We start from the raw sequence: 21788 nt of genomic DNA, 5'->3' as shown, positions 1-21788 counted from the left end.
CCGTGGAGGTCTTCGCGGCCGGGCGTTCCGGCGTGCTGTTCCGGCTCAGGCCGAGCGGGCTCCGCTGTGGGCCAGCAGGTCGAGCGAGAGCAAGGGGGTGGTCTCCCTGGGAGCGTCGATCACCGGGTCGCAGGCCAGCACCGCCTGGTGGAGGCGGTTCATCCGGGGAGACGGTTCGAGCCCGAGCTCGTCGCCCAGCATCCTGCGCAGCCGCTGTACGACCTCCAGCGCCTGGGTGCGCCGGCCCGAACGGCTCAGCGCCAGCATGAACTGGGCGTGCAGATTCTCATGGGTGGGATACGAAGCGCACAGCGCGCTCAGTTCACCGAGAAGGTCATGGTGCCTGCCGAGCCTGAGATCGGCGTCGATGCGCTGTTCCTGGACACTGATCCGGGTTTCCTCCAGACCCGCCAGATGAATACGCAGAACGGGTCCCGCCTGGACGTCGGAGAGCGCCGATCCCTGCCACAACCCCAGTGCGGTCGACAGCAGTTCGGAAGCGTCGGCGTCATTTTTGCCGAGTTCGGACCTGCCCTGTCGTACGAGATCGTGAAAGAGAGTGACGTCGAGTTCGTCGGGGTGGACGGCGAGCAGATATCCGCCGTCCCTGGTCTGCAGCAATTCGCGCGCCGCCTTGAGGCTGCCGATGCGCGGCACCCGCTTCAGGATGCGCCTGAGCTGCAGAACGTACGACTGGAGCGTGGAAAGCCCGGTATCCGGGGGGCTTTCTCCCCACAGCTCCTCGATACAGGTGCCGACCGTGACGACTTGATTGGCGTTGAAGACGAGCAGCGCGAGGAGCTGGCGCTGTTTGGGCGCCGTGGGGGCGTAATCGTGACCGTTTTCACGCACACGCAGCGAACCGAGCACCGAGAATTCCATGACGACCTCTCGCTTGTTTCCCCGTAATAACGAAACCGGCGACGACCGACGGCTCCGTTGTTCAGCGAGACTATCCCCGGGGCCCGGGCAGCTCTCCCAGGAGAGTTCAGGATCCGTCAACTCGCTCCATCGCGGCCCCCCATCGGGAGTTCAGTCAGCCTCCCTCGGGATTCCGTAACGTCGGCCCCCGTCGACACGATCCCCGAGGAGGCACACGTGCGACTCGCAGGGAAGGTCGCCATCGTCACCGGTGGCACCAAAGGCCTGGGGTACGCGATCGCCCAGGCATACGCCAAAGAAGGGTGCCGCGTCGTCTGCGCCGCCCGCGAGCCCGACGAAGGACGCGAACTGCCGCCGGTGGGCGAGGGCGACCTCGCCTACCATCCCGTCGACGTCCGCGACCCGGACTCGGTGGAAGCGCTGATGCGCGGCACATACGAGGCATACGGCCGCCTGGACGTCCTGGTGGCCGGCGCGGGCGTCAGCCGGGCCGGTCCGGCCGAACGGCTGGACGCCGCCCACTGGGCGGACGTCATCTCCACCAACCTCAACGGTACGTTTCTGTCCGTGCGTTCAGCGGTGCCTTACCTCTTGCGCGACGGCGGAGGCCGCGTCATCACCATGTCGTCGGCGCTGGCGACCCGAGTGGCCCCCGGCTCGTCGGCGTACGCGGCGTCGAAGGCCGGGATCGAGATGCTCACCCGGGTCGTCGCCGTCGAGCTGGCAGGACAGCCCATCACGGTGAACTGCCTGAGCCCCGGCTTCATCGACGAGGGCATGGGGCGCCAGCTGGCCCGCAACGAAGCCGTCTGGGACTACTACCGCGGCAAGATCGCGGCCGGGCGCGCCGGGCGGGCCGAGGAGATCGCCGATGCCGCGCTCTTCCTGGCCGACGACGGCTCCGACTACGTCAACGGCCATGTCCTGGAGGTCAACGGCGGGCTGAGGTGGTGACCGACGACCACCCCGGCCCGGACCTCACAGGCACTGCCGACCAGCAGCCCTCGTGACTTTCGCAACCACCCTCGTAACCTTCCGACAAGGAGATCCACAACCATGTCCCCATGGACCAAAGCGACTTCGGCGGAGGCCTCGTGAAGGCACTGGTGTCCGGTGACTCCGGACTGCGCCTCGACTCGGTCGCCGAGCCCGAGCCGCGCCCCGACCAGGCGCTCGTGGAGGTGCACGCGATCGCCGTCAACCGCGGTGAGCTCGCACTGATGGGGCAGCTCCCCCCGGGGTCCCGGCTCGGCTGGGACGTGGCGGGCACGGTCCTGCGCGCCGCCGCCGACGGGACCGGGCCCGTGGCCGGCACCCGCGTCACCGCGCTCGCCGAACGCGACGGCTGGGCCGAGCGGATAGCCCTGTCGCCGACCCGGCTGACCCCTGTGCCCAGCGGCATGGACTGGCCCGCCGCCGCGGCCCTGCCGGTGGCCGGACTGACCGCGCTGTACGCACTGGAGTACGCGGGACCGCTGCTCGGCAGGTCCGTGGTGATCACCGGCGCGGGCGGCGGAGTGGGCCGGATGCTGGTGCAGCTCGCCGCCGCGGCCGGCGCCGAGGTGATCGCCCAGGTCGGCTCCCCGGACCGCGCGGAGGGACTGCGGTCCCTGGGCGCCCACACCGTCGGGACGTACGAGGAGGGCGACGCCGCCGGCGGTCCGGTGGACGTCCTCGTCGACAGCGTCGGCGGGCAGGTGCTCGCCGGTGCCTTCGGGCGCGTACGGCCGGGAGGCACGGTCGTCTGCTACGGCAACACCGTGCGCGAGGAACTGCGGCTGCCGCTGGACTGGGGCCACGCGCGCCCCGGACTGCGGATCAGCTATCTCCACCTCTTCGACGAGGTGACCCGCCGCAGCGTCGCCCGGGACCTCGCCTCGCTGGTGCGTCTGGTGGCCGAGGGGCGGCTCACTCCCGAGGTCGCGGCCGTCGGGTCCTGGAGCGATCCCGAGCCCGCGCTCGACGCGCTGCGGCAGCGGCGGGCCAACGGCAAGGTCGTCCTCACCCTCTGAGACCTTCCTCCCCGGGGCCCGGCGGTTTGTGCGGACCGCCGGGCCCCACCCCTGCCGTGACGCGGCCCGGGTCCCTCCAGCCGCCGGTCATCGGCGCACCTTCTGTCCTCCAGGAGGTCCGGCCACCGTGGAACGCATGAGCCTGCCATCCACAACGCCCTCCGACACCCACCTCGCCCAGGTCCCGCCGCCCCGCGTGGAGGAGGTGGCCGACCGGATCTTCGCGTACGTCCAGCCCGACGGGGGCTGGTGCCTGAACAACGCCGGGATCCTCGCCGGCCCCCACTCGGTGGCGCTCGTCGACACCGCGGCCACCGAGGCCAGGGCCCGCGCCCTGCGCGGCGCCGCCCTCGAACTCGGCGGCGCCGAGCCGCGGACCGTGCTCAACACCCATCACCACGGCGACCACACCTTCGGCAACGCCGTCGCCGCCCCGCACGCCACCGTCATCGCGCACGCGCACACCCGCGCCGAGATGGCCGAGAAGGGCGAGGGCCTCAAACACGTGTGGCCCGGCACCGACTGGGGCGACCTCGGCGACCTCGGCCGGTCCCTGCCGATGGTGACCTTCGAGGACCGGCTGACGGTGTACGTCGACGAGCTGGCGGTCGAGCTGCTGTACGTGGGCCCGGCCCACTCCAGCAACGACGTCGTGGTGTGGGTGCCCGAGCGCCGGGTGCTGTTCGCGGGCGACGTCCTGATGCCCGGCTGCACACCGTTCCTCCTCGGGGGGTCGATCCTCGGCACCCTGGAGGCGATCGCGCGGCTGCGGGCCCTTGAGCCCCGTACGGTCGTCGGCGGGCACGGGCCGGTGGCCGGGCCCGGGGCCCTCGACGAGGCCGAGGCGTATCTGCGCTGGCTGCAGAAGGCCGCCACACAGGGGATCGACGCGGGACTCACCCCGTTCGAGGCGGCCCGGGACACCCCGCTCGGCGCGTACGCGGAGCTGCGCGACCCGGAGCGGCTGGTGGCCAATCTGCACCGCGCCTACTCCGAGGCGCTGGGCGAACCCCTGGACACCCAGATCCGCTCGGCCCCGGTGATGGCCGAGATGGCCCGCCTCAACGGCGGGAGCGCCCTGGCCTGTCTGGCCTGAGCACACGCGCATGACATCGCCCCGCCGGTTCGACCGGCGGGGCGATGTCACGTGCAGCTAGGCGCGCTCGGACGACGCCCCGGAGGAGGGTGCGACGGTGTGCAGGGCGCCCCGGTGGAAGACCAGCGGCGGGCGCGCGGCGTCCACCCCGAGACCCACCACCTCGGCGACGGCGAAGAAGTGGTCGCCGAGCCGCTGGACCTGGCGCACCAGACAGTCCAGCCAGGCGGTGGTGCCCGGCAGCACCGGGTTGCCGTGCGGCGACTCCCACCACGTAAGACCGGCGAACTTGCCCGCGGTGTCGCCCGGTCCGCCGCTCTTGGCGAAGCGCGCGCACAGTTCCTGCTGGTCATGGGCGAGGATATTGACGGTGAAGGACCCCGCCTCGCTCATCGGCGGCCAGCTCACCGATTTCTCGTCGATGAAGATACCGACGAGCGGCGGCTCCAGCGACACCGACACGAACGACCCCACCACAAGCCCGGCGGGCCCGGCCGCCGTCGCCGCGGTGACCACGGTGACGGGGCTCGGGACGTGGCCGAGTATGTGCCGGAACAGCTGCGGCTCCACAAACGCACCCACAGGCGGTGCCCAGGACATGTCGACCTCCCAAATGGTGTTCTCCGGTCAACAGCCATGCTGGCGCAGGTGGTTGGGGAACCGGTCGGAGGCGGATGCAGAGCCGCCGATGAGCGCGTCGCGCGCCCCCGGCGTCGCCTTTCATCCTCCATCCGTCCCCTATCGGCCACCTCGACCATGGGGACACCCGTATATGGATGGAGGAGCCGGCCATGCCCGTGCCCCAGCAACGTGATCCCGAACTCACCCGGAAACATCTGACGACCTGGCTCGGCGAACGGCTGCCGGAGGCGGCGGACCTGCGCGTCCGTGTCGAGGTGCCCGAGGGCCTCGGCTTCTCCAACGAGACGCTGCTCGTGGACACCAAGTGGGGGCGGGCGGGCGCCGAGCACCACCGCCGACTCGTCGTCCGGGTCGCCCCCACCCGCTACCGGGTGATGCCGGGCTCCCGGCTCGACGAGGAGTACCGCGTCCTCGACGCCCTGCGGGACACCGATGTGCCGGTGCCCGGTGTCCTCGGCTTCGAGCCCGACCCCGGACTGCTCGGCGCGCCCTTCTACGCCATGGACCGCGTCGAGGGCTGGGTCCCGCCGGACCTGCCCTCGTACCACCGCGACGGCGGACCGGTGGCCGCGCTCGACGAGGGCGGCCGCGCGGCGGTGTGGTGGGGCGGTGTGGAGGCGCTGCACCGCATCCACCGCCTCGACGTCACCTCTCTCGGCCTCGACGGCCTGCGCCTCTCGGCCCACGGCCCGTACGGGCTCGGCGCCCAACTCGGCTACTACGAAGCCCATATGGACCACTTCGGCGGCGCGGACCCGGTCCCGGTCCGCGAGGCGCTGGCGCTGCTGCGGGACGGGCTGCCGCCGGAGCCGGAGCGGCCGAGCCTGCTGTGGGGGGACGCGCGCCTGGGCAACCTGATGTTCTCCGGTGTGGCGCCCGTGGCCGTACTGGACTGGGAGATGACCTTCCTGGGACCTGGCGAGGCCGACCTCGGCTGGTACCTCTACCTAGACCGGCACCTCAGCGAGGGCGTCGGCGCACCCCGGCTGGCCGGGCTTCCCGGGCGCGCCGAGACGATACGGCGCTACGAGGAGCTGGCGGGGCGGCCCGTCGCGGCACACATGGACTGGTACGAGGTGTTCGCGGGCTTCCGGTTCGCCCTGATCGCCTCCCGGGTGGGGCGGCTCCTGGTGGAGCACGGCCTGGTCGCCGCGGAGGCCGACGTCCCGCTGGCGCGCAACGCCGCCAACCTGCTCGCCCGCACGCTGGAACCGCTGGGCTGAGTCCCATGTCCCCGCTTCCCCCCACGCAACCAACTCACCCCACCTTTACGTATGTTCGGACCCGTTCAGAGAGGCCGTTCCATGGAAACCCATCAGCACCGCACCGACGCCCTGGTCGTCGGCAGCGGTTACGCCGGATCGATCGCGGCCCTGCGGCTCGCCGAGGCCGGGGTCGCCACGATCGTGCTTGAGCGCGGCCGCCGCTGGCAGGTCGGCGCCGAAGGCGACACCTTCGCCACCCAGCACCGGCCGGACGGCCGCGCGTCCTGGCTGAGCCCGAAGTCCCCGCTCACCGACCAGACGCTCGACATCTACCCCGGCGTCCTCGAATCCCTGGAGGGCGAGGGCCTGACGATGATCGCCGCGGCGGGCGTCGGCGGCGCCTCGCTGCTGAGCAACGGCACGATGGTCGAACCCTCGCCCGAGCTGTTCCGCCGGGCCTTCGGGGACTTCCTCGACCAGCGGGAGATGCACGACGTCTGGTACCCGCAGGCCCGGGAGCTGATCGGCTGCTCCCCGATACCGAAGGACGTCCTCGACTCGGACTTCTACCGCTCCTCGCGCGACTTCATGGACCAGCTGGAGCGGGCGGGCATCCCCTACGACCTGGTCGACCTGGCCGTCGACTGGGACGCGGTCCGCGAGGAGATGGCCGGCCGCCGGGCCGCCTCGCACATCGCCGGGCTCAACGTCTTCGGGGTGAACAGCGGCGCCCAGCGCAGCGTCGACCTCACCGTCCTTGCCCGCGCCGAGGCGACGGGCCGCGTCGAGGTGCGCCCGCTCAGCGTGGTCACCGGGATCCGTCCGCAGGGCGACGGCCACCTGGTCTCGTACGACGAACTGGACGAGCGCGGCACGCCGGTGGCCCGGCACCAGGTGCACACCACGCACCTGGTCCTGGCGGCGGGCACGCTGGGCACCACCCGGCTGCTGCTGCGCGCCAAGGCCGCGGGGTACCTGCCCGGCCTGGACGCCTCGGTGGGCACCAGGGTCGGCAACAGTGAGGTGATCACCGCCCGGACGGGGATGGCCCCCAACAACCCGGCGCAGGGCGGCCCGTGCTCGGTCATCGTCAAGGACTGGCGGGACAACCCGCACGCCCCGGTGACCCTCCTCAACTTCCCCTGGGTGGACGCCCCGTCCGACGAGGGGTGGATCACCACGATCGGCGCCTCGCCGACCGAACCGCTGGGCTCTTTCCGGTACGACGCGGGCAAGGACGACGTCGTCCTGAACTGGCCCGTGCAGGACCCGCGCGCGGTGCGGGCGACCCACGCGGTCCAGCACACCCTGGACCGGCTCAACGCGGCCACCCCGGGCAGCAGGACCGCCTTCAACCGCATCGGCACCACGGGCGGGAACGTGGTGGGCGGTGTGCCGCTCGGCCTCGCCACCGCCGCCGACGGCAGTGTGCACGGCGCGCGCAACCTGTACGTCGTCGACAGCTCGCTGCTGCACGGCTCGTCCGGCGCCGTACCGCCCGCGCTGACCATCTCGGCGGTCGCCGCGCGCGTGGCCTCGCTCCTGGTGGCCTCGGTCGCGGGCGCCTGACACACCGCGCCTGACACACCGCGCCTGACACACCGCGCCTGACACACCGCGCCTGACGCACCGGGTCCGCCGGCGGACATACGAGAGGGGCTCCCCCGATGGTTTCGGGGGAGCCCCTTCCTCGTGCCTCGCGGTGGTGCGAACCGCCATGTGCTTACCGGAAGTTCGGGATCACCTGCTCGGCGAAGAGCCGGGCGGTGCGGGCCGTCTCCTCGTAGGGCGGGTTGCCGGAGATCATCTGGAGGCTGATGGTGACGTCGCCGTACCACTCGCGGATGGTGCGCAGCCGCTCGGTGACCTCGTCGGGGGTGCCGACCAGCGTCTTGTTCTCGGCCACCGACTTGTCGAAGTCGGACTTCTTGATCTTGTCGACGATGGCTTCGTACCCGGCGTAGCCCTCGCTGCGGCGGGTGCCCCACGCGGCGACCGCGTCGACCATCACGGCGTTGGTGCGCTGCGAGTACTCACGGCCCTTGGCCATCGCCTCGGCGGAGTCCTCGCTCAGGTAGCAGCCGTAGCTCAGGTGCACCTCGTCGCCGCCCGGCGCGTGGCCCGCGTCGGCGTACGCCTTGCGGTACAGGGTGAGCATCTCCTGCACCTTCTCGCGCTTGGAGATGGACGGCACGAGCAGCAGCCCGTGGCCGTCGTGGCCGGCCTGCTCGCACGACGAGGGCGTGATGGCCGCGGCCACCAGGATCCTCGGGTGCGGGCGCTGGTAGGGCCGGGGGAGCAGGGTGACCGGGCCGAACTTGTGGAACTCGCTGTCCCAGACCACGTTCTCCTCGGACCACAGCTTCTGGCAGGCGCGCAGGCCGTCCAGGAAGCGGGGCCGGCTCTCGTCCATGGCCAGCTCGAAGGCGTCGAACTCGTCGGGCAGGAAGGCCCGGCCGAAGCCCACCTGGAGGCGGCCGTGCGAGATGTTGTCCAGCATGGCGAGCTTGCCCGCCAGCTTCAGCGGGTGCGTGAAGGCCGGGATCACCGCGCCGGTGACCAGCTTGATCCGGCTGGTCCTGGCCGCCGCGGCGGCCAGGAACGTCACCGGGTCCGGGCTGTAACCGCCGTACTTGAAGAAGTAGTGCTCCACGGTCTTGATGTGGTCGTAGCCGAGCTCCTCGGCGAGCTCCACCAGCCGCAGGGCCTCGTCGAAGTACACGTCGGCGGGCTTCTCCTCCGGACCGACGGTGGGGAAGAAATTGATACCGAATTCCATTGCTACTCCGTGTCGTTGCAGACGTGCCGTTGCGGACGTCTCGTTGTGGACGTGTCGTTGGGCGGTGCGGTCAGAACACGACTCCGGCGCCGCCGTCCACCGGCAGCACGAGGCCGGTGGCGAAGGACGCCTCGGGGCGGGCGAGGTGGACCAGCCACCAGGCGATCTCCTCGGGCTGTCCGACCCGGCCGAGCGGCACCCGGGCGCGCTGCCGCTCGCGCATCCGCTCGACGCCCGCGGGGTCGAGCCCGGCGTGCTCGCCGATGGGCGTCTCCACGGGGCCGGGGGCCACGGCGGCGACCCGGATGCCGCGCGGTGCGAGTTCGAGCGCCCAGGTGCGGGTGAGGAAGTCGAGCGCCGCCTTGGTGGCGCCGTAGACGGAATGGCCGGGCCAGCCGCGCTGGTTGCCGGCGGTGGTGACGTTGAGGACGGTGCCCCTGGCCGCTTCCAGGTGGGGGAGCGCCTCCTGGGTGAGGAAGAGCGGCGCGAGCAGGTTGGTGGCGACCTGGCGGTGGGTGTCGTCCGCCTCGATGGTGCCGAGCGGGGCGGACCGCATGGTCACGGCGTTGTTCACCAGGACGTCGAGGCCGCCGAGTTCGCGGACGGCCGCCTCGACGACCAGCCGCGGTCCGTCCGGCGCCGAGACGTCGGCGGCGAACGGGTGGATGCCGGGGCGCCCGGCCGCGGTCTCGGCGAGCCGGGCGGCCCCGCGCCCCACCACCAGGACCCGGGCGCCCTCGTCGGCGAACGCGTGCGCCACCGCCCGCCCGATGCCGCTACCGGCCCCGGTGACGACGACGCACCGCCCGGCCAGGCCCGTGTCCGCGCCGGTGGCCGGGCCGGTCACAGCTCCGTGCGCTCTCCGTCGGTGCCGACCGGCGACCACCACAGGTTGCCGCGTGTGACACCGTCGGCGAACAGGGCGCTGCGGCCCTCGACGATCTTGCCGTTCTCCCAGCGCAGCATGTGTACGCCCTCGACCTGGAGCCGCTCGTACGGGGAGACGGTGCCCTCCTCGGCGTGCGCGCGGTAGCCGTCGAGCCGGTAGATGTCGACGGAGATGCCCTCCGCCTCGTTGATCAGGATGCTCAGCGTCTCGGCCTGGATGCGGCCGCCGCACGCCTCGCCCAGCTTGCCCATCTTCTGGAGATAGTCGTCCAGGCCGTTGAACCAGCCGGCGAACTGGTGGTTGCCGGGCATCTGGAAGCGAAGGTCCTCGGACCAGTATTCGGTGATCTTGTTCCGGTCGCCGGTCATGAGGGCCGCGTAGGCAGCCTCCACCCGCTCACGTGTCAGATCGGCCATGGTGTTCCTCCTGCTCGGTGCCGGTGTGCGAACCGGCCACGCTGTCATGGGAGTTGACCCGGTGCCGGACGAGCCAGCCGTCTTCGTGACGGACCAGCTCGTCCCGCCCGGTGGTGCTCAAGTGGAGCTCGCAGGGCCCGCCTCGCGGGGTCTGTACGAGCACCGCGTCGTAGCGGGTGTGCACGGCGCCGTCCGGGGCGGGACGCACGGTCAGCATCCCGATCAGATACCGCCGCACCCGCCCGTCCGCCCGGCGCTCACCGACCGCCCCGCGGGCCGCCGCCGCGATGGCCGCGCGCCCGGTGCGTACGGGCGGCGCGTTCCCGGCGAAGACCTTGTCCGCCGGGGCCTCCTGCTCGAAGACGGCGTCCTCGGTGAAGGTGAGCGCCCAGCGGTCCACGTCGCCCTCGCCGAGGAGGCGCACCTGGCGGGCGTAGAACCGCTGGATCTCGGCATAGAGGCGGCCGTCCGCGGTTTCCGGGAGCGGGGGCGCCATCGGTTCAGGACCCGTCGTGGGCGATGTCGCGGTGCTTGATCAGCCACCGGCCGGACCGCCGCACCAGCACGTCCTCGCCGGTGGTGCTCAGATACACCGAGGCCTTGCCGCCGTGCGGGGTCTCGAAGACCACCGCGTAGTACTGGGTGCGGACCGCCTCCTCGTCCCCCGTCCCGGCGCTCTCGGGGACCGCGACCACCATGGAGAACCAGTGGCGGCGCTGGACGCCGCGCCCGGCGAGGCGGTCGACACCGCGCCGCATCGAGGTGGCGATGTGCGAACGGCCCTTCCACGGCTCGGGCTTGACGTTCTGCGCGAACACCCCGTCCTCGGTGAAACCCTCCGCCCACTCCTCCGCGGAGCCCGCGTCGAGCAGCTGCATATGGCGGGCGTAGAACTGGAGGATCTGGGCGTACGTGTCCGCCGAGACGGCGGGCACATGGGTGCCGGCGGACGCCATGACCGCGGCGACGTCGGGGGTCACCGGGCCGCTCCGGCCTCGCGGGCGACGCCCTCGACCACGACGTCGCTCAGGTGCGGCTCGCCCTTGATGACGGTGCCCAGGGCCTTGAGGCGGGCCCGGAACTCGGGCTCGGCCAGCGCCGTGTCGAAGGACTCCTTGCTGTCCCACTCGGCCACGTTGAAGTAGATGCCCGGCTCCTTCTGCGAGCGGATCAGCTGGTAGCGGATCAGACCGGGCTGCACCTCCATGAACTCGGCGACGTGCGCGTAGATCCGCTCCAACTCCTCGGGCTTGCCGATGAGCGTCAGCTTGTTGACGAAGACGACCACGAAGACTCCTCGTTAGGGCGAACGGTGACACCCGGCCACCGGCGCGGGCCGGAAGGCTCCGGATCGCGGGGTGGTGGCCCCGGGGACGCTCTCCACACTCCGCTCCGCCGCTGATGCCTGGTTGGTGACTCGGTGGTGGACGACGGCGCCGTACGCCACGAGCGGGCCCCCAGCCCGTCGGCATCGCGCCCCGATCCGGTCACCGTCCCGGCTGCCGATGCTGAAGGCACCGTCTTGTCCACCGAACCCGGGAGTGTCCGTGTCCGAGGCATCCGTGCCCGTCCTCATCGCCGGCGGCGGTCTGTCAGGCCTGTCCACCGCGCTCTTCCTCGGCCTGCACGGCGTCCGGCCGCTGCTGGTCGAGAAACACCCCGGCACCTCCGTCGTGATGAAGGCGCGCGGGCAGTACCCGCACACGATGGAGGCGCTGCGCATCGGCGGCGTGGCCGACCGGATCACCACCGCCTCGCCGGGCGGCACCGGTGACTTCTACATGGCGCTCGCCGAGACGCTCTCCGGCCCGGTGCTGCGCGGCATCATGACCCAGGGCGAGATGAGCATGGGCCATGTCTCGCCCGAGGACTGGGCCATGGCCAGCCAGGAGCACACCGAGGTCATCCTCGCCGAGCGCGCCCGCGAGCTCGGCGCCGAGCTCGCCTTCGGCACCGAGCTGGTCTCCTTCACCCAGGACGCCGACGGGGTCACCGCGCTCCTGCGCGACGTGGCCACCGGCGCCGAACGCACCGTGCGCGCCGGCCACATGGTGGCGGCGGACGGCCGCAAGAGCCCGGCCCGCCGGGCCCTGGGCGTCGGCATCCACGGGCGCGGGCGCCTGGGCGAGGTCTTCCGGGTCTTCTTCGACGCGGACATGAGCGGCCCCCTGGAGGGGCTGGCGGGCGGGGTGACCGAGGGCCGCAGGTTCGCCCTGTTCCACCTCCTGCAGCCGGTGCCGGGCGTCTTCTACACCACGGACATCCCGGGCCGCTACGGCTACATCCACGGCATGACCAAGGACCAGCCCGACTTCCGCGGCTACACCGAGGAGCAGTGCGCCGCCCTCGTACGGACCGGTCTGGGGATGCCGGACCTGGAGCTGACGGTGGCCGGCTCGGGCCGCACCGAGATCGTGTGCGAGGTCGCGGACCGGTTCTCGGTGGGGCGGGTCCACCTCGTGGGCGACGCGGCGAAGGTGGTGCCGGCGCCCGGCGGGCTCGGCGGCAACACGGCCGTCATGGACGGCTTCTACCTCGCCTGGAAGCTGGCCATGACCGTGCGGGGGCAGGCCGGCCCCGGGCTGCTCGCCAGCCACGACGCGGAGCGCAGGCCGGTCTCCGACATGATCGCGGAGCAGCAGTTCGCCAACACGGTGGAGCGGCTGGGCCCCGACCTCGACGACGGTACGGCGGCCGCGCCCATCGACCCGGTCGTCCAGGTCTTCGGCTACCGCTGCGCCCAGGGCGCCGTCGTCCTGGAGCCGGGCGACGAGGGCGAGCTCCTCGAAGACCCGACGGCCCCCACCGGACGCCCCGGCTCGCGGGCGCCCTACGTACAACTCGGCGACGGCGGCTCCACCACCGCCCTGTTCGGCCGGTCCTTCGTCCTGCTCGCCGGGGCCGACGCCACGGGGTGGGAGAAGGCGGCGAAGAGCGCGGCCGAGCGGCTCGGCATCGAGATCGCCGTGCACCGGGCGAGCGGCTGGGAGAAGAGCTACGGCGTGACGCCCACGGGCGCCTCGCTGGTGCGCCCCGACCGCTTCATCGCCTGGCGTGCGGCGGACGACTCGGGGGCGGCGGGCCTGGAGGACGCCCTGCGCACGGTCCTGGACCGCCCCGTCAACTGACCACCGCACCTTCCCAACCAGCTGAATCGGAGACACCCATGACCATTTTGGTGACCGGGGCGACCGGCAACGTCGGCGGCAAGGTGCTGGCGCGCCTGCACGCGGCGGGTTATTCCGTGCGGGCCCTGACGCGCGATCCCGCCCGCGCCCGACTGCCCGCCGGGATCGAGGTGGTGGGCGCCGACCTGGGTCTGCCCGACACGCTGCCGGACGTGCTCGACGGCGTACGCAAGGTCTTCCTCATGTCGCTCGGGCACAACAAGCGCACCCACGACGCGAATCTGGTGGCCGTGGCGCGGAAGACGGGCGTCGAGCACATCGTGCAGTTGTCCACGCTCGGCGTCGCGGAGGTCGAGGAGGAGAACGACACCCCGCTGGGCCTGTGGCACCGCCAGGCCGAGAAGGCGCTCACGGAGTCGGGCCTGGCCTGGACGATCCTGCGGCCCAACGGCTTTATGACGCACGCCCTCGGCTGGGCGGACGCGGCGCGCGGGGACGGTGTGGTGCGCAGCCCCGTCGCCGATCTGCCCGAGGCGCTGGTGGACCCGGAGGACATCGCCGACGTCGCGGTGCGCGCGCTGACCGAGCCGGGCCACGAGGGCCGCACCTACGCGCTGACCGGACCCGAGGCGCTGACGGCCCGTCAGCAGGTGGCGGTGCTCGGGTCGGTGCTCGGCCGGAAGCTGCGCTTCGAGCAGATCTCGATCGAGGAGCACCGCGCGGTCATGGCGGGGCTGTACGGGGAGGCGACCGCCGACGGCGTGGTGGCGGCGCTGCGGAAGGCCCTCGAATCCGGCGACGACTTCCGTGGGCGGCTGTTCCCGGATGTGCAGGGCGTGCTGGGCCGCCGGGCCCGCAGCTTCCGGGACTGGGCCGAGGCGCACACGGCCGACTTCGCCTGAGCCCCGGTCCCGGCCACCGGTTGGGTTCGACTGACCGGCAGACCCGTTACGGCGCGGTGCCCGGCGTCCATCCGATGGACGCCGGGCACCGTCGTGCTCGCCGGATGGGGGCAGGCCGCGCCGGGTGTCAGGCGGCGGCCTGGGAGAAGGCGCGGGTGCGCTTCTGGTAGCGCGGACGCCATACGGCCCGGTAGAGGAAGCGCACCGGGGGCGGCACCACGCCGAGCGCGGTGTGCTGCGTCTCCTCGGAGGCGCCGTCGAGCACCCAGGGGAAGTACAGGGCGCCGCCCTTGACCCCCAGCATCCGCCGCTGCTCGGCGCCGAACGTGTCGTACTCCGGGGCGCTGAGCACCGACTGGGCGACGGGCAGCGCCGCCTGCTCCTCGTGGTCGAGGTGGTGGACCAGCGTCTCGGCCACCGTGGCGATCAGGCCGGGCAGCCGCTCCGCCTGCTGCTGGGCCAGTACGTCCTCGACGGCGTCCAGCAACGGGTCGAGGGCCTCGTGCTCGGCATCCATCTCGTCGAGCAGCCTCAACCGCTCCGGGTCGTCGGCGAGCTTGGCGCGCATCAGCGGCCACAGCACCTTGTCCTCGGCGGTGTGGTGGATCGTCAGGAAGGTCTGGAAGGTCTCCCAGCCGGTCCTGAAGGCCGAGCCGGGCGCGGTGCCGTTGCCCCGGGCGGCCGCGGCCAGCAGACCCAGGTCGCGCCGGAAGGCGTCGTGGGTCGCGTACATCAGCGTCAGGTCGGGCTGGTCGCGGCCCTCGGTGGCGTTCATGGCAGGGGTCCTCTCAAAAGCGGGGTCGGGTGTCGCTGCTGCGGTCGTTGCGGCGGCGGGGGAAGACGCCGGGCCGGCACTCAACGGTGCACGTTGTTCCGAACCTATGGAACAGCTTGCCCCACACCTCGCTGTGGGGCAAGCTGTTCCATAAGCTTTCCGGGGCGGACGGTTCGGCAGCGGGCCGTACGGCGGCCGGTGCGGCGGGGCGCGCGGTGGCGAGCCGCACCGCCGACCGGTGTGACCTGCGTATACGGCACGGAGAGGAGGCGCGGCCAGCCGGGCCGCACGACTTACACTCGTGCCACGACGACGACAGGACGGAGCCGGATGTCCGCGCCCACCGAGCCGAGCCGCACCTCCGACACGCCGGGCCGCGGGCCCGATCCGCGCGCCGAGCGCAGCCGGGCCGCCGCCCTGGCCGCCGCCCGCGACCTGCTCATCGAGCAGGGCTGGTCGGCCGTCACCCATGTCGCCGTCGCCGCCCGCAGCGGCGTGGGCCGCACCACCCTCTACCGCCACTGGCCCGACGCCTCGGGCCTGGTCCGGGACGTCATCGCCGAACGGATCTCCACCGCGCACACACCGCCGACGGGCGTCCTGCGCGACGACCTGATCCGTGAACTCGACGGGCTGCGGCGCCTGCTGCACGACCCGGTGAGCGACCGGGGGCTGCGCGCGGTCATCGAACGCGCCGGGGTCGACCCGGTCTTCGCCCAGCTCAAGGAGGCGCTCTACCGCGAGGGCTCCCGCGTCTTCCGTACCGTGCTCGACGCCGCGAAGGCCCGCGGCGAACTGGCCGCGGACCTCGACCCGGACCTCGCCGTCGATCAGCTGGCGGGCCCGCTGATGTACCGCCACCTGCTCGCCGGGCGCTCGGTCACCGCCGAGTACGTCGAGCGCGTCGTCGACGGCTTCCTCACGGCGCACGCCCCCGCCTGAACCGGGACCCGCCCCGGCACACGCTCCTGGGAGCCCGTACCGGGGCGGGCGCGGGGAGCCTCGTGGAGCGGGGTCAGCTCACGCCCTGCCCGGCCACCGCGTGGCCCCGCAGCGACGCGCTCACCTTGGACAGGCGCAGGGCGAGCTGGATCTCCAGGGCCGGCCCCGGCTGCTGCCACTCGGGGCCGAGGAGCTGCGAGACGCGCTCCAGACGCCGGGCCACCGTGTTGGTGTGCACCCGCAGCGCCTCAGCCGCGTACGTGGGACTGGCGCCCGCCGCGAAGTACGCCTCCAGGGTGGCGGCGAGATTGGTGGAGCGACGCTCGTCGTAGGTGAGGATCGGGCCGAGCGTCTGCTCGATGAACGCGCCGATGTCCCGGCTGCCGCCCAGCAGCATGCCGACGAAGCCGAGTTCGTCGGCCATCGCCGGAGTGTCCGCGCCCTCCTTGCCGAGGATCGTCAGGACGTCCAGACAGGCGGCGGCCTCCCGGTACGCGGCGAGGAGCTCCTCCGGGCCGCCGCCGGCCGAGGCCGCGCCCACCGCGACCGGCCGGCCGAGCGTCTTGGCCAGGCGCTGCTTCACATCGCGGGCCGCCTCACGCGCGTCGGAGTGCGGCAGCAGGATCACGAGATGGCCGTTGTGGACCGTTCTGGCGCCCCCGCGGAGCCAGACGAAGGTCGACGTCCAGTTCGAGAGCGCGTGTCCGTCGCCGACCGGCAGCCGGGTGACGATCACGGCGTGCCGACGGCTCAGATCGAGCCCGAGCCCCTTGAGGCGGCGCTGACAACGGCGGCTGAAGGGGACGCCGTTGAGCAGCCGGTCCAGCGCCTCGTCGCGGAACTTGCGGTCGGCGGACTCGGCGCCGCGGTTGAGCGTGACCAGGATCGCCGCCGCCTGGACCGCGTACCGGACCAGGTCCATGTCCGGCGTGCGGTCCGCCGGGCAGCGCAGGACGAACGCGCCCCGGTCCTCCTCGCCGGTGCGGACGGGCACCACCACGGTGCCGTCGTCCAGGTGGACCACGCGCTGCTCGGCGCGCGCGGTGAAGGTGGCGGCGGCCAGCTCCTCCTCGTCGTCCCACTGGCCGCTGGTGCGGGCCATGGTGTCGTCGTTCTCGTCGCGCAGCCAGACCGAGCCGTCGAGCGTCTGGCCCGCGGTGACGGTGAACGCCTTCACGTCGACTCCGCCGAGGGCGAGTTCCACGAGACGTTGACCGCTCTGCGCCGTCCGCCGCTGCGCCCGCTCCCTGGCGCGCAGCCGGTCGACCTCGGCGCTGAGAGCGGCGACCCGGCCGCGGGCGAGCTCCAGGGCCTGGACCGATTTCACGGCGGCGACGGCGTAGGTGGCGACGGTGGACATCGTCGCCACCTCGTCCGCGGTGTACGAGCGGGCGACCCGGTCGCCGCCGAAGAGCACGCCGACCACCTTGCCCGCGCTGCGCAGCGGTACCGCGAGCAGCGCCGTCAGCCCCTCTTCGAGGACGACGGCCTCGATGTGCTCGGAGCGCGGGACCGTGTCGTCCCGGTGGCAGTCGGAGGTCCACACGGGCGACTGCCCCACCGCGTTGATGGCGTTGAGGCCCTGCCGGACGGGGACGCGGGCGACCCCGCCGAGTACGGAGATCGCGCCGTCGGCGGCGCGGATGCACGAGCCGTCCTCGCCGTCGAGAAGCAGTACCCAGGCCATGTCCACGTGCAGAAGGAGCCGGGTGCGGCGTACGAGGGTCGTGAGCAGCGAGTCGAGGTCCTCCTGCTCCGCCAGGGCCCGGGTCGTGTCCATCAGCAGCGCGAGCTCGTTCTTGCGCCGCTCCAGGTCGGCCATCTGCTGCTCGACCCCGAGGGCGAGCTGCTCGGCCCGTTCGAGGTCGTCCACGACGTGGGGCGGAGCGCCTCCCCGCCGTGCCTGCAAGGCCGGTTGACTGAAGGCTCCGCGGGAGGACCGCATGGCCAGCAGTTCCAGATAGGTGACGGCACCGCTCAGGGTGGCCGTGTCTTCGGACATCTCACTCCGTACTGTGCGCAGGGGGACGCTCCGCCGACGGGTTGCGCCGACGCGGTTGAGCGACCGGGGGTGTTGGGGGGTGTCTCGTCTCCGCCGGTCCATCACGCGGCGGAAGGGCGCCCGGCGCCCGGGGGTGGGCCATGGCCGGCGGATCGCCCGGCAGCGCGGCAGTGACCGCTGACCTGCTCTTGAGTTCTCCGGCTGCATTCTTCGTCACCACGACAGGACCCCCCGCGGCCATTAGGACTTCATCACGATGGCGCGATCAAGTAATTTCCCGTGTTTTGGCCAGAACTATGCGCCGCTGCGGACATCGGCACTGATGGAGCTCCCAACGGTGTTCCGAAACTTGACATGCAAGTAAATGCTCGCGTGATGGAGGAATGAGCGATGAGACGGACAAGGTCTTGAAGGCCCTCGCCGACACCACCCGTCGGCGTCTGCCGGACCGGCTGTTCGAGGACAACGGGCAGACCCTCGGTGAGCTGGCCCTGCCGATGTGGACCTACCCGGGCAGTGAGGACCGACGCACGCCGCCAATCCATTCGCGCCCCGAGCCGCACCTCCGTAGCCTGCGGGTATGCAGATCGCGATCCACGAACTGACCGCGGCCGACCGTGAACTCATCGACTTCGCCCGCGCCGTCGTCGACGCGAACACCGACGGCCAGGACGGCGTCCACACCATGGGCGCCGCCGTCCGCGCGGCCGACGGCACGATGTACGGCGGCATCAACCTCTACCACTTCACCGGCGGCCCCTGCGCGGAACTCGTCGCCCTCGGCCACGCGCGCGCCTCAGGCGCCCGGGAGCTCTCCACGATCGTCGCCGTCGGCAACATGGGCCGCGGCGTGCTCGGCCCGTGCGGCAGGGACCGTCAGGTGCTCTTCGACTACCACCCGGGCATCCGCGTGCTCCTCCCCACGACCGGGGGCGCCGTCGCCGCCGTACGGATCGAGGACCTGGTGCCGTTCGCGTACGCGTGGAGCCCTGACGGGGACTCGAAGGCATCCGAGGGAGAGCAGCCCGGCACGCCGTAACCGCCCTGTGGGAATGGTCGCGCCGGCGGCGTGCCGTTGACGCCTCCGCCAGCTCACCGTGCGGTCTCAGCGCCCCCCGTGCCGTGAAGGCCGGGGCCGTCGCATTCGCCGCCACACCGCCCAGATCCGGGACGAGCGGGGCCAACTGGCCCTCGGGGGAGGCCGGTACGTCCACCAGCGTCTCGCTCGTAGCCCGAGTGTTCCCGCACCCGTACCCCGGCGAGGGCGATTGCGGGTCCGCTGTCGTATCCGCGCGGACGCCCATTGCGCAGGACATGAGACATGTGCCGCTGCGGCGTGATCGCGAGATGGGCTTCCGGGGCGGGACGCGCGCCAGAACGGCCGACGCGCCGACGACCGGGCGAGAGGGTGCTGGCCCCCTCACGGAGAGCCTCTCCTTGACCTTGCCACTGGCGGCAGGGTTGAACGATGACCGGCATGAACACCACGACCACCAACACCACCACCGCAACGCGGACCACCTCGCGGACCACCGGGATCGTCGTCGTCACCGGGGCCGGTACCGGCACAGGCCGGGCCACCGCGCGTGCCTTCGCGGACGAGGGTGCCCATGTGCTGGCCATCGGGCGGCGGGCCGAACCGCTTCCCGAGACCGCCGCCGACCGGGGGCGGATCACGGCGCTGGTCGCCGAGATCACCGCCGAGGGCGGGCCGTCGACCCGGACGACTGGCGCGCCCAGGCCGACATGTGGACGCCGGACCGCAACTGCTACGACCACGCGTGGGGCACCGACGACTGGTACGGCGGACAGGACTGGGCCGCACCCCACACCGGCGGCGGGTCCGAGCCGGGCGAACGACGGTTCGTCGTCGTTCATGGCCCCCCCACGTGCCGGACTGGTGACTGCTCAGAATGCGGGTCATCGTGCCCGCCCGGCTGTCCCACAGCCGGGCGGTGCGGTCTCGGGAGGCTGTGGGACAAGGGTGGACCCCGGCGATCAGCGGATGTGCGTGACCGTGTCGCTGTGCGCGGGTTTTACCTGTCCCTGATGGCATGCTCTGGTCAAATCTGCCAGGCTTTCCGGCAGCCGTCGCCCCGGACCGCCCCGGGAGGCGCGCGACCGAAATCTCACCGCGGCCATCGCGCGAGCGATGCGCGCAGTCCGCGGCCGCCCTCCGGCGCACCCAAGCCGTCGGGTGGCCACCGAGCAGGCCGGAACCCCGGCCGCGTCAAAGGAGTTACGTGTGAGACCGACCCCCCACAAGGTCCTCGCCGCGGGCGCGCTCGCCGTCGCCGCGCTGGCCGGTTTCTCGCTGTCCGGCACCGCGGCGGCAGCCGCACCGCAGGCGGCACCCAAGGCCGCCGTGTGCACCCCGGCCCAGGTGGTCGCCAACGGCGGCTTCGAGAGCGGGACTTCGCCCTGGAGCCAGTCGCAGACCAGCGTGATCACCAGTCGCACCGGTCAGAGCGCCCACGGCGGCACCACCTTCGCCTGGCTGAACGGCGTCGGCAGCACCCACACCGACACCCTCTCCCAGAGCGTCACGATCCCCTCCGGGTGCAGCACCGCCACGCTCACCTTCTGGCTGCACATCGACACCACCGAGACCACGTCGTCCACCGCGTACGACAAGCTCACGGCGAAGATCGGCAGTACGACCCTGGCGACGTACTCGAACCTGAACAAGAACACCGGGTACATACAGAAGTCGTTCGACGTGTCGGCCTTCGCGGGCCAGACCGTGAACGTCGCCTTCACCGGAACCGAGGACTCCAGCCTCCAGACGAGCTTCGTCATCGACGATGTCGCCGTCAACACATCCGGCGACACGACTCCGCCGGGTGACTCCACCCGTACGCCGGCCTCGCCCTCGTACACCGTCAACCTCAGCAGCAACACCAGCGGCACCGTCTGGACCGGTCACGAGAGCGCGACCTTCACCAACGCCTCCGCCACCGCGCTCAGCGAGGTGTATCTGAGGCTGTGGGACAACTACCACGGCACCTGCTCCGCGATGCCGATCACGGTCACCAACGTCACCGGCGGCACCGCGGGTTCCCTGTCGGTCGGCTGCACCGCCCTGCAGATCGCCCTGCCGACCCCGCTCGCGCAGGGCCAGAGCGCCACCATCGGCTTCGACCTGGGCATCACCGTCCCCAGCGGCGCCGACCGGTTCGGCCACGACGGGGCCTTCAACAACATCGGCAACGCCCTGCCCGTCCTCGCGGTCAAGGACGGCTCCGGCTGGCACCTGGACCCGTACACCAACAACGGCGAGTCGTTCTACTCCCTGGCCGCCGACTTCAAGGTGACCCTCGACCACCCGGCCTCCCTGCTGGTGCCCGCCACCGGCACCTCCGTCGACACCCCCGGCTCCAGCGGCCGTACGGTCACCACCGCCACCGCCTCCAAGGTCCGTGACTTCGCCTGGGCGGCGGGCCCCTTCGCCAAGATCTCCGGCACCTCGGCGGCCGGGACGGCGATCAACATCTACTCCGTCTCGGGCATCAGCTCCTCCGACGCCCAGTCGATGCTGAGCACCGCCAAGTCCGCCGTGGACACCCACGCGGCGCGCTTCGGCGCCTACCCGTACGGCGAGCTGGACGCGGTGATCGACAACAACTACTGGTTCGGCGGAATGGAGTACCCCGGTTTCGTCCTCGACCTGGTCAGCACCACCGCGCTCACCCATGAGATCGGCCACCAGTGGTTCTACGGGATCGTCGGCGACGACGAGTACAACAGCCCCTGGCTGGACGAGTCGTTCACCGACTACGCCACCGACCTGGCGCTGAACAAGACGGGCAGCGGCTGCTGGAACAGCGTCTCCTGGGCGTCGTCGGCCGAGAAGATCACCAACTCGATGGCCTACTGGGACGCCCATTCCTCGCGCTACTCCACCGTCGTCTACGGCTACGGCAAGTGCGCCCTGCACGACCTGCGGCGCGTCCTCGGTGACACCGTGATGGCCAAGCTCCTGAAGGACTACGCCACTTCGCACTGGTACGGCGTCTCGACGACGGCCGAGTTCAAGGCCGCCGCCCAGGCCGCCACGACCACGGACCTGACGTCGTTCTGGACCCAGCACCGCATCGACGGCTGACGCCCCCTCGCCC

20 protein-coding genes and 2 pseudogenes are annotated in these 21788 nt (G+C 72.0%); 12 read left to right on the top strand and 10 right to left on the bottom strand.

All coding sequences use genetic code 11. The annotated features are described in order from the left end of the window. Positions 1–45: 45 nt before the first annotated feature. Positions 46–882 (bottom strand): BTAD domain-containing putative transcriptional regulator, encoded by an 837-nt coding sequence (locus ACFWA7_RS13435; protein ID WP_385540731.1) that lies wholly within the window; start codon positions 880–882, stop codon positions 46–48. Positions 883–1098: 216 nt separating this feature from the next. Between ACFWA7_RS13435 and ACFWA7_RS13430 the strand changes: the two genes are divergently transcribed. The 3 genes from ACFWA7_RS13430 (at position 1099) to ACFWA7_RS13420 (ending at position 3990) form a co-directional block, all read left to right on the top strand. Next, a complete protein-coding gene (locus ACFWA7_RS13430; RefSeq protein WP_385540733.1) occupies positions 1099–1836 on the top strand; it encodes an SDR family NAD(P)-dependent oxidoreductase in 738 nt (245 codons plus the stop codon). A gap of 110 nt (positions 1837–1946) precedes the next feature. Continuing rightward, positions 1947–2894 carry a zinc-binding dehydrogenase gene (locus tag ACFWA7_RS13425; protein ID WP_385822883.1) on the top strand — a complete coding sequence of 316 codons (948 nt, stop codon included), beginning with the start codon at positions 1947–1949 and terminating at the stop codon, positions 2892–2894. 136 nt (positions 2895–3030) lie between these two features. Beyond that, positions 3031–3990 carry an MBL fold metallo-hydrolase gene (locus ACFWA7_RS13420; protein WP_385822881.1) on the top strand — a complete coding sequence of 320 codons (960 nt, stop codon included), beginning with the start codon at positions 3031–3033 and terminating at the stop codon, positions 3988–3990. Between the two features lie 57 nt (positions 3991–4047). On the opposite strand, the gene ACFWA7_RS13415 is transcribed toward ACFWA7_RS13420, so the two are convergent. Then, positions 4048–4590: a flavin reductase family protein gene (locus tag ACFWA7_RS13415; protein WP_385540739.1), complete on the bottom strand. Its 543-nt coding sequence runs from the start codon at positions 4588–4590 to the stop codon at positions 4048–4050. A 191-nt stretch (positions 4591–4781) separates the two neighbouring features. Here ACFWA7_RS13415 and ACFWA7_RS13410 point away from each other — a divergent pair, with 191 nt between their 5' ends. After that, complete coding sequence (locus ACFWA7_RS13410) at positions 4782–5855, top strand: phosphotransferase family protein (protein WP_385822878.1); 1074 nt, start codon at positions 4782–4784, stop codon at positions 5853–5855. An 81-nt stretch (positions 5856–5936) separates the two neighbouring features. Beyond that, on the top strand, positions 5937–7406 hold the full coding sequence (locus ACFWA7_RS13405) for an FAD-binding protein (protein WP_385540743.1): 1470 nt from the start codon (positions 5937–5939) through the stop codon (positions 7404–7406). Positions 7407–7560: 154 nt separating this feature from the next. Here ACFWA7_RS13405 and ACFWA7_RS13400 read toward each other — a convergent pair whose 3' ends face one another. The 6 genes from ACFWA7_RS13400 to ACFWA7_RS13375 all read right to left on the bottom strand — a co-directional run bounded on the left by ACFWA7_RS13400 (position 7561) and on the right by ACFWA7_RS13375 (position 11209). Beyond that, positions 7561–8616, bottom strand: coding sequence for an LLM class flavin-dependent oxidoreductase (locus ACFWA7_RS13400; RefSeq protein WP_385540745.1), 1056 nt, complete (start codon positions 8614–8616; stop codon positions 7561–7563). A gap of 70 nt (positions 8617–8686) precedes the next feature. Continuing rightward, positions 8687–9463, bottom strand: a complete 777-nt coding sequence (locus ACFWA7_RS13395) for an SDR family NAD(P)-dependent oxidoreductase (RefSeq protein WP_385822876.1) — start codon at positions 9461–9463, stop codon at positions 8687–8689. Continuing rightward, a complete protein-coding gene (locus ACFWA7_RS13390; protein ID WP_385540748.1) occupies positions 9460–9921 on the bottom strand; it encodes a nuclear transport factor 2 family protein in 462 nt (153 codons plus the stop codon). The genes ACFWA7_RS13395 and ACFWA7_RS13390 overlap by 4 nt, the downstream gene beginning before the upstream one ends. Continuing rightward, positions 9902–10417, bottom strand: a complete 516-nt coding sequence (locus ACFWA7_RS13385; protein ID WP_385822874.1) for a nuclear transport factor 2 family protein — start codon at positions 10415–10417, stop codon at positions 9902–9904. The genes ACFWA7_RS13390 and ACFWA7_RS13385 overlap by 20 nt, the downstream gene beginning before the upstream one ends. A 4-nt stretch (positions 10418–10421) precedes the next feature. Next, a complete protein-coding gene (locus ACFWA7_RS13380; RefSeq protein WP_385540752.1) occupies positions 10422–10901 on the bottom strand; it encodes a nuclear transport factor 2 family protein in 480 nt (159 codons plus the stop codon). Beyond that, positions 10898–11209, bottom strand: coding sequence for an antibiotic biosynthesis monooxygenase (locus tag ACFWA7_RS13375; protein WP_283145080.1), 312 nt, complete (start codon positions 11207–11209; stop codon positions 10898–10900). The genes ACFWA7_RS13380 and ACFWA7_RS13375 overlap by 4 nt, the downstream gene beginning before the upstream one ends. Positions 11210–11468: 259 nt before the next feature. On the opposite strand from ACFWA7_RS13375, the gene ACFWA7_RS13370 reads away from it, so the two are divergent. Together ACFWA7_RS13370 and ACFWA7_RS13365 are read left to right on the top strand one after the other, a co-directional pair. After that, entirely contained in the window at positions 11469–13049 is a 1581-nt protein-coding gene (locus ACFWA7_RS13370) for an FAD-dependent monooxygenase (RefSeq protein WP_385822872.1), read from the top strand. 38 nt (positions 13050–13087) lie between these two features. Continuing rightward, complete coding sequence (locus tag ACFWA7_RS13365) at positions 13088–13951, top strand: NAD(P)H-binding protein (RefSeq protein ID WP_385822870.1); 864 nt, start codon at positions 13088–13090, stop codon at positions 13949–13951. 127 nt (positions 13952–14078) lie between these two features. Here ACFWA7_RS13365 and ACFWA7_RS13360 read toward each other — a convergent pair whose 3' ends face one another. Then, on the bottom strand, positions 14079–14726 hold the full coding sequence (locus ACFWA7_RS13360) for a hemerythrin domain-containing protein (RefSeq protein WP_385822868.1): 648 nt from the start codon (positions 14724–14726) through the stop codon (positions 14079–14081). A 330-nt stretch (positions 14727–15056) separates the two neighbouring features. Here ACFWA7_RS13360 and ACFWA7_RS13355 point away from each other — a divergent pair, with 330 nt between their 5' ends. After that, on the top strand, positions 15057–15668 hold the full coding sequence (locus ACFWA7_RS13355) for a TetR/AcrR family transcriptional regulator (RefSeq protein ID WP_385822866.1): 612 nt from the start codon (positions 15057–15059) through the stop codon (positions 15666–15668). 73 nt (positions 15669–15741) lie between these two features. On the opposite strand, the gene ACFWA7_RS13350 is transcribed toward ACFWA7_RS13355, so the two are convergent. After that, on the bottom strand, positions 15742–17670 hold the full coding sequence (locus ACFWA7_RS13350; RefSeq protein ID WP_385822864.1) for a helix-turn-helix domain-containing protein: 1929 nt from the start codon (positions 17668–17670) through the stop codon (positions 15742–15744). Between the two features lie 383 nt (positions 17671–18053). Between ACFWA7_RS13350 and ACFWA7_RS13345 the strand changes: the two are divergent. The 4 genes and pseudogenes from ACFWA7_RS13345 to ACFWA7_RS13330 form a co-directional block, all read left to right on the top strand. Continuing rightward, positions 18054–18158: pseudogene (locus tag ACFWA7_RS13345) on the top strand (ArsR family transcriptional regulator); the annotation flags it as partial. A 92-nt stretch (positions 18159–18250) separates the two neighbouring features. Continuing rightward, a complete protein-coding gene (locus tag ACFWA7_RS13340; protein ID WP_385540764.1) occupies positions 18251–18709 on the top strand; it encodes a cytidine deaminase family protein in 459 nt (152 codons plus the stop codon). Positions 18710–19138: 429 nt separating this feature from the next. Continuing rightward, positions 19139–19390 (top strand): annotated as a pseudogene (locus ACFWA7_RS13335) (SDR family NAD(P)-dependent oxidoreductase); the annotation flags it as partial. Positions 19391–19915: 525 nt separating this feature from the next. Beyond that, the gene (locus ACFWA7_RS13330; RefSeq protein ID WP_385822862.1) at positions 19916–21775 is read left to right on the top strand and encodes a M1 family aminopeptidase; all 1860 of its coding nucleotides are present in this window, start codon (positions 19916–19918) and stop codon (positions 21773–21775) included. Positions 21776–21788 lie beyond the last annotated feature (13 nt).

The sequence above is a fragment of the Streptomyces sp. NPDC059994 genome (assembly GCF_042737755.1).
In the GTDB taxonomy this organism is placed as follows: Bacteria; Actinomycetota; Actinomycetes; order Streptomycetales; family Streptomycetaceae; genus Streptomyces.
Note: the sequence above shows the minus strand (reverse complement) of the source record. Positions and strands in the feature narration are given on the sequence as shown.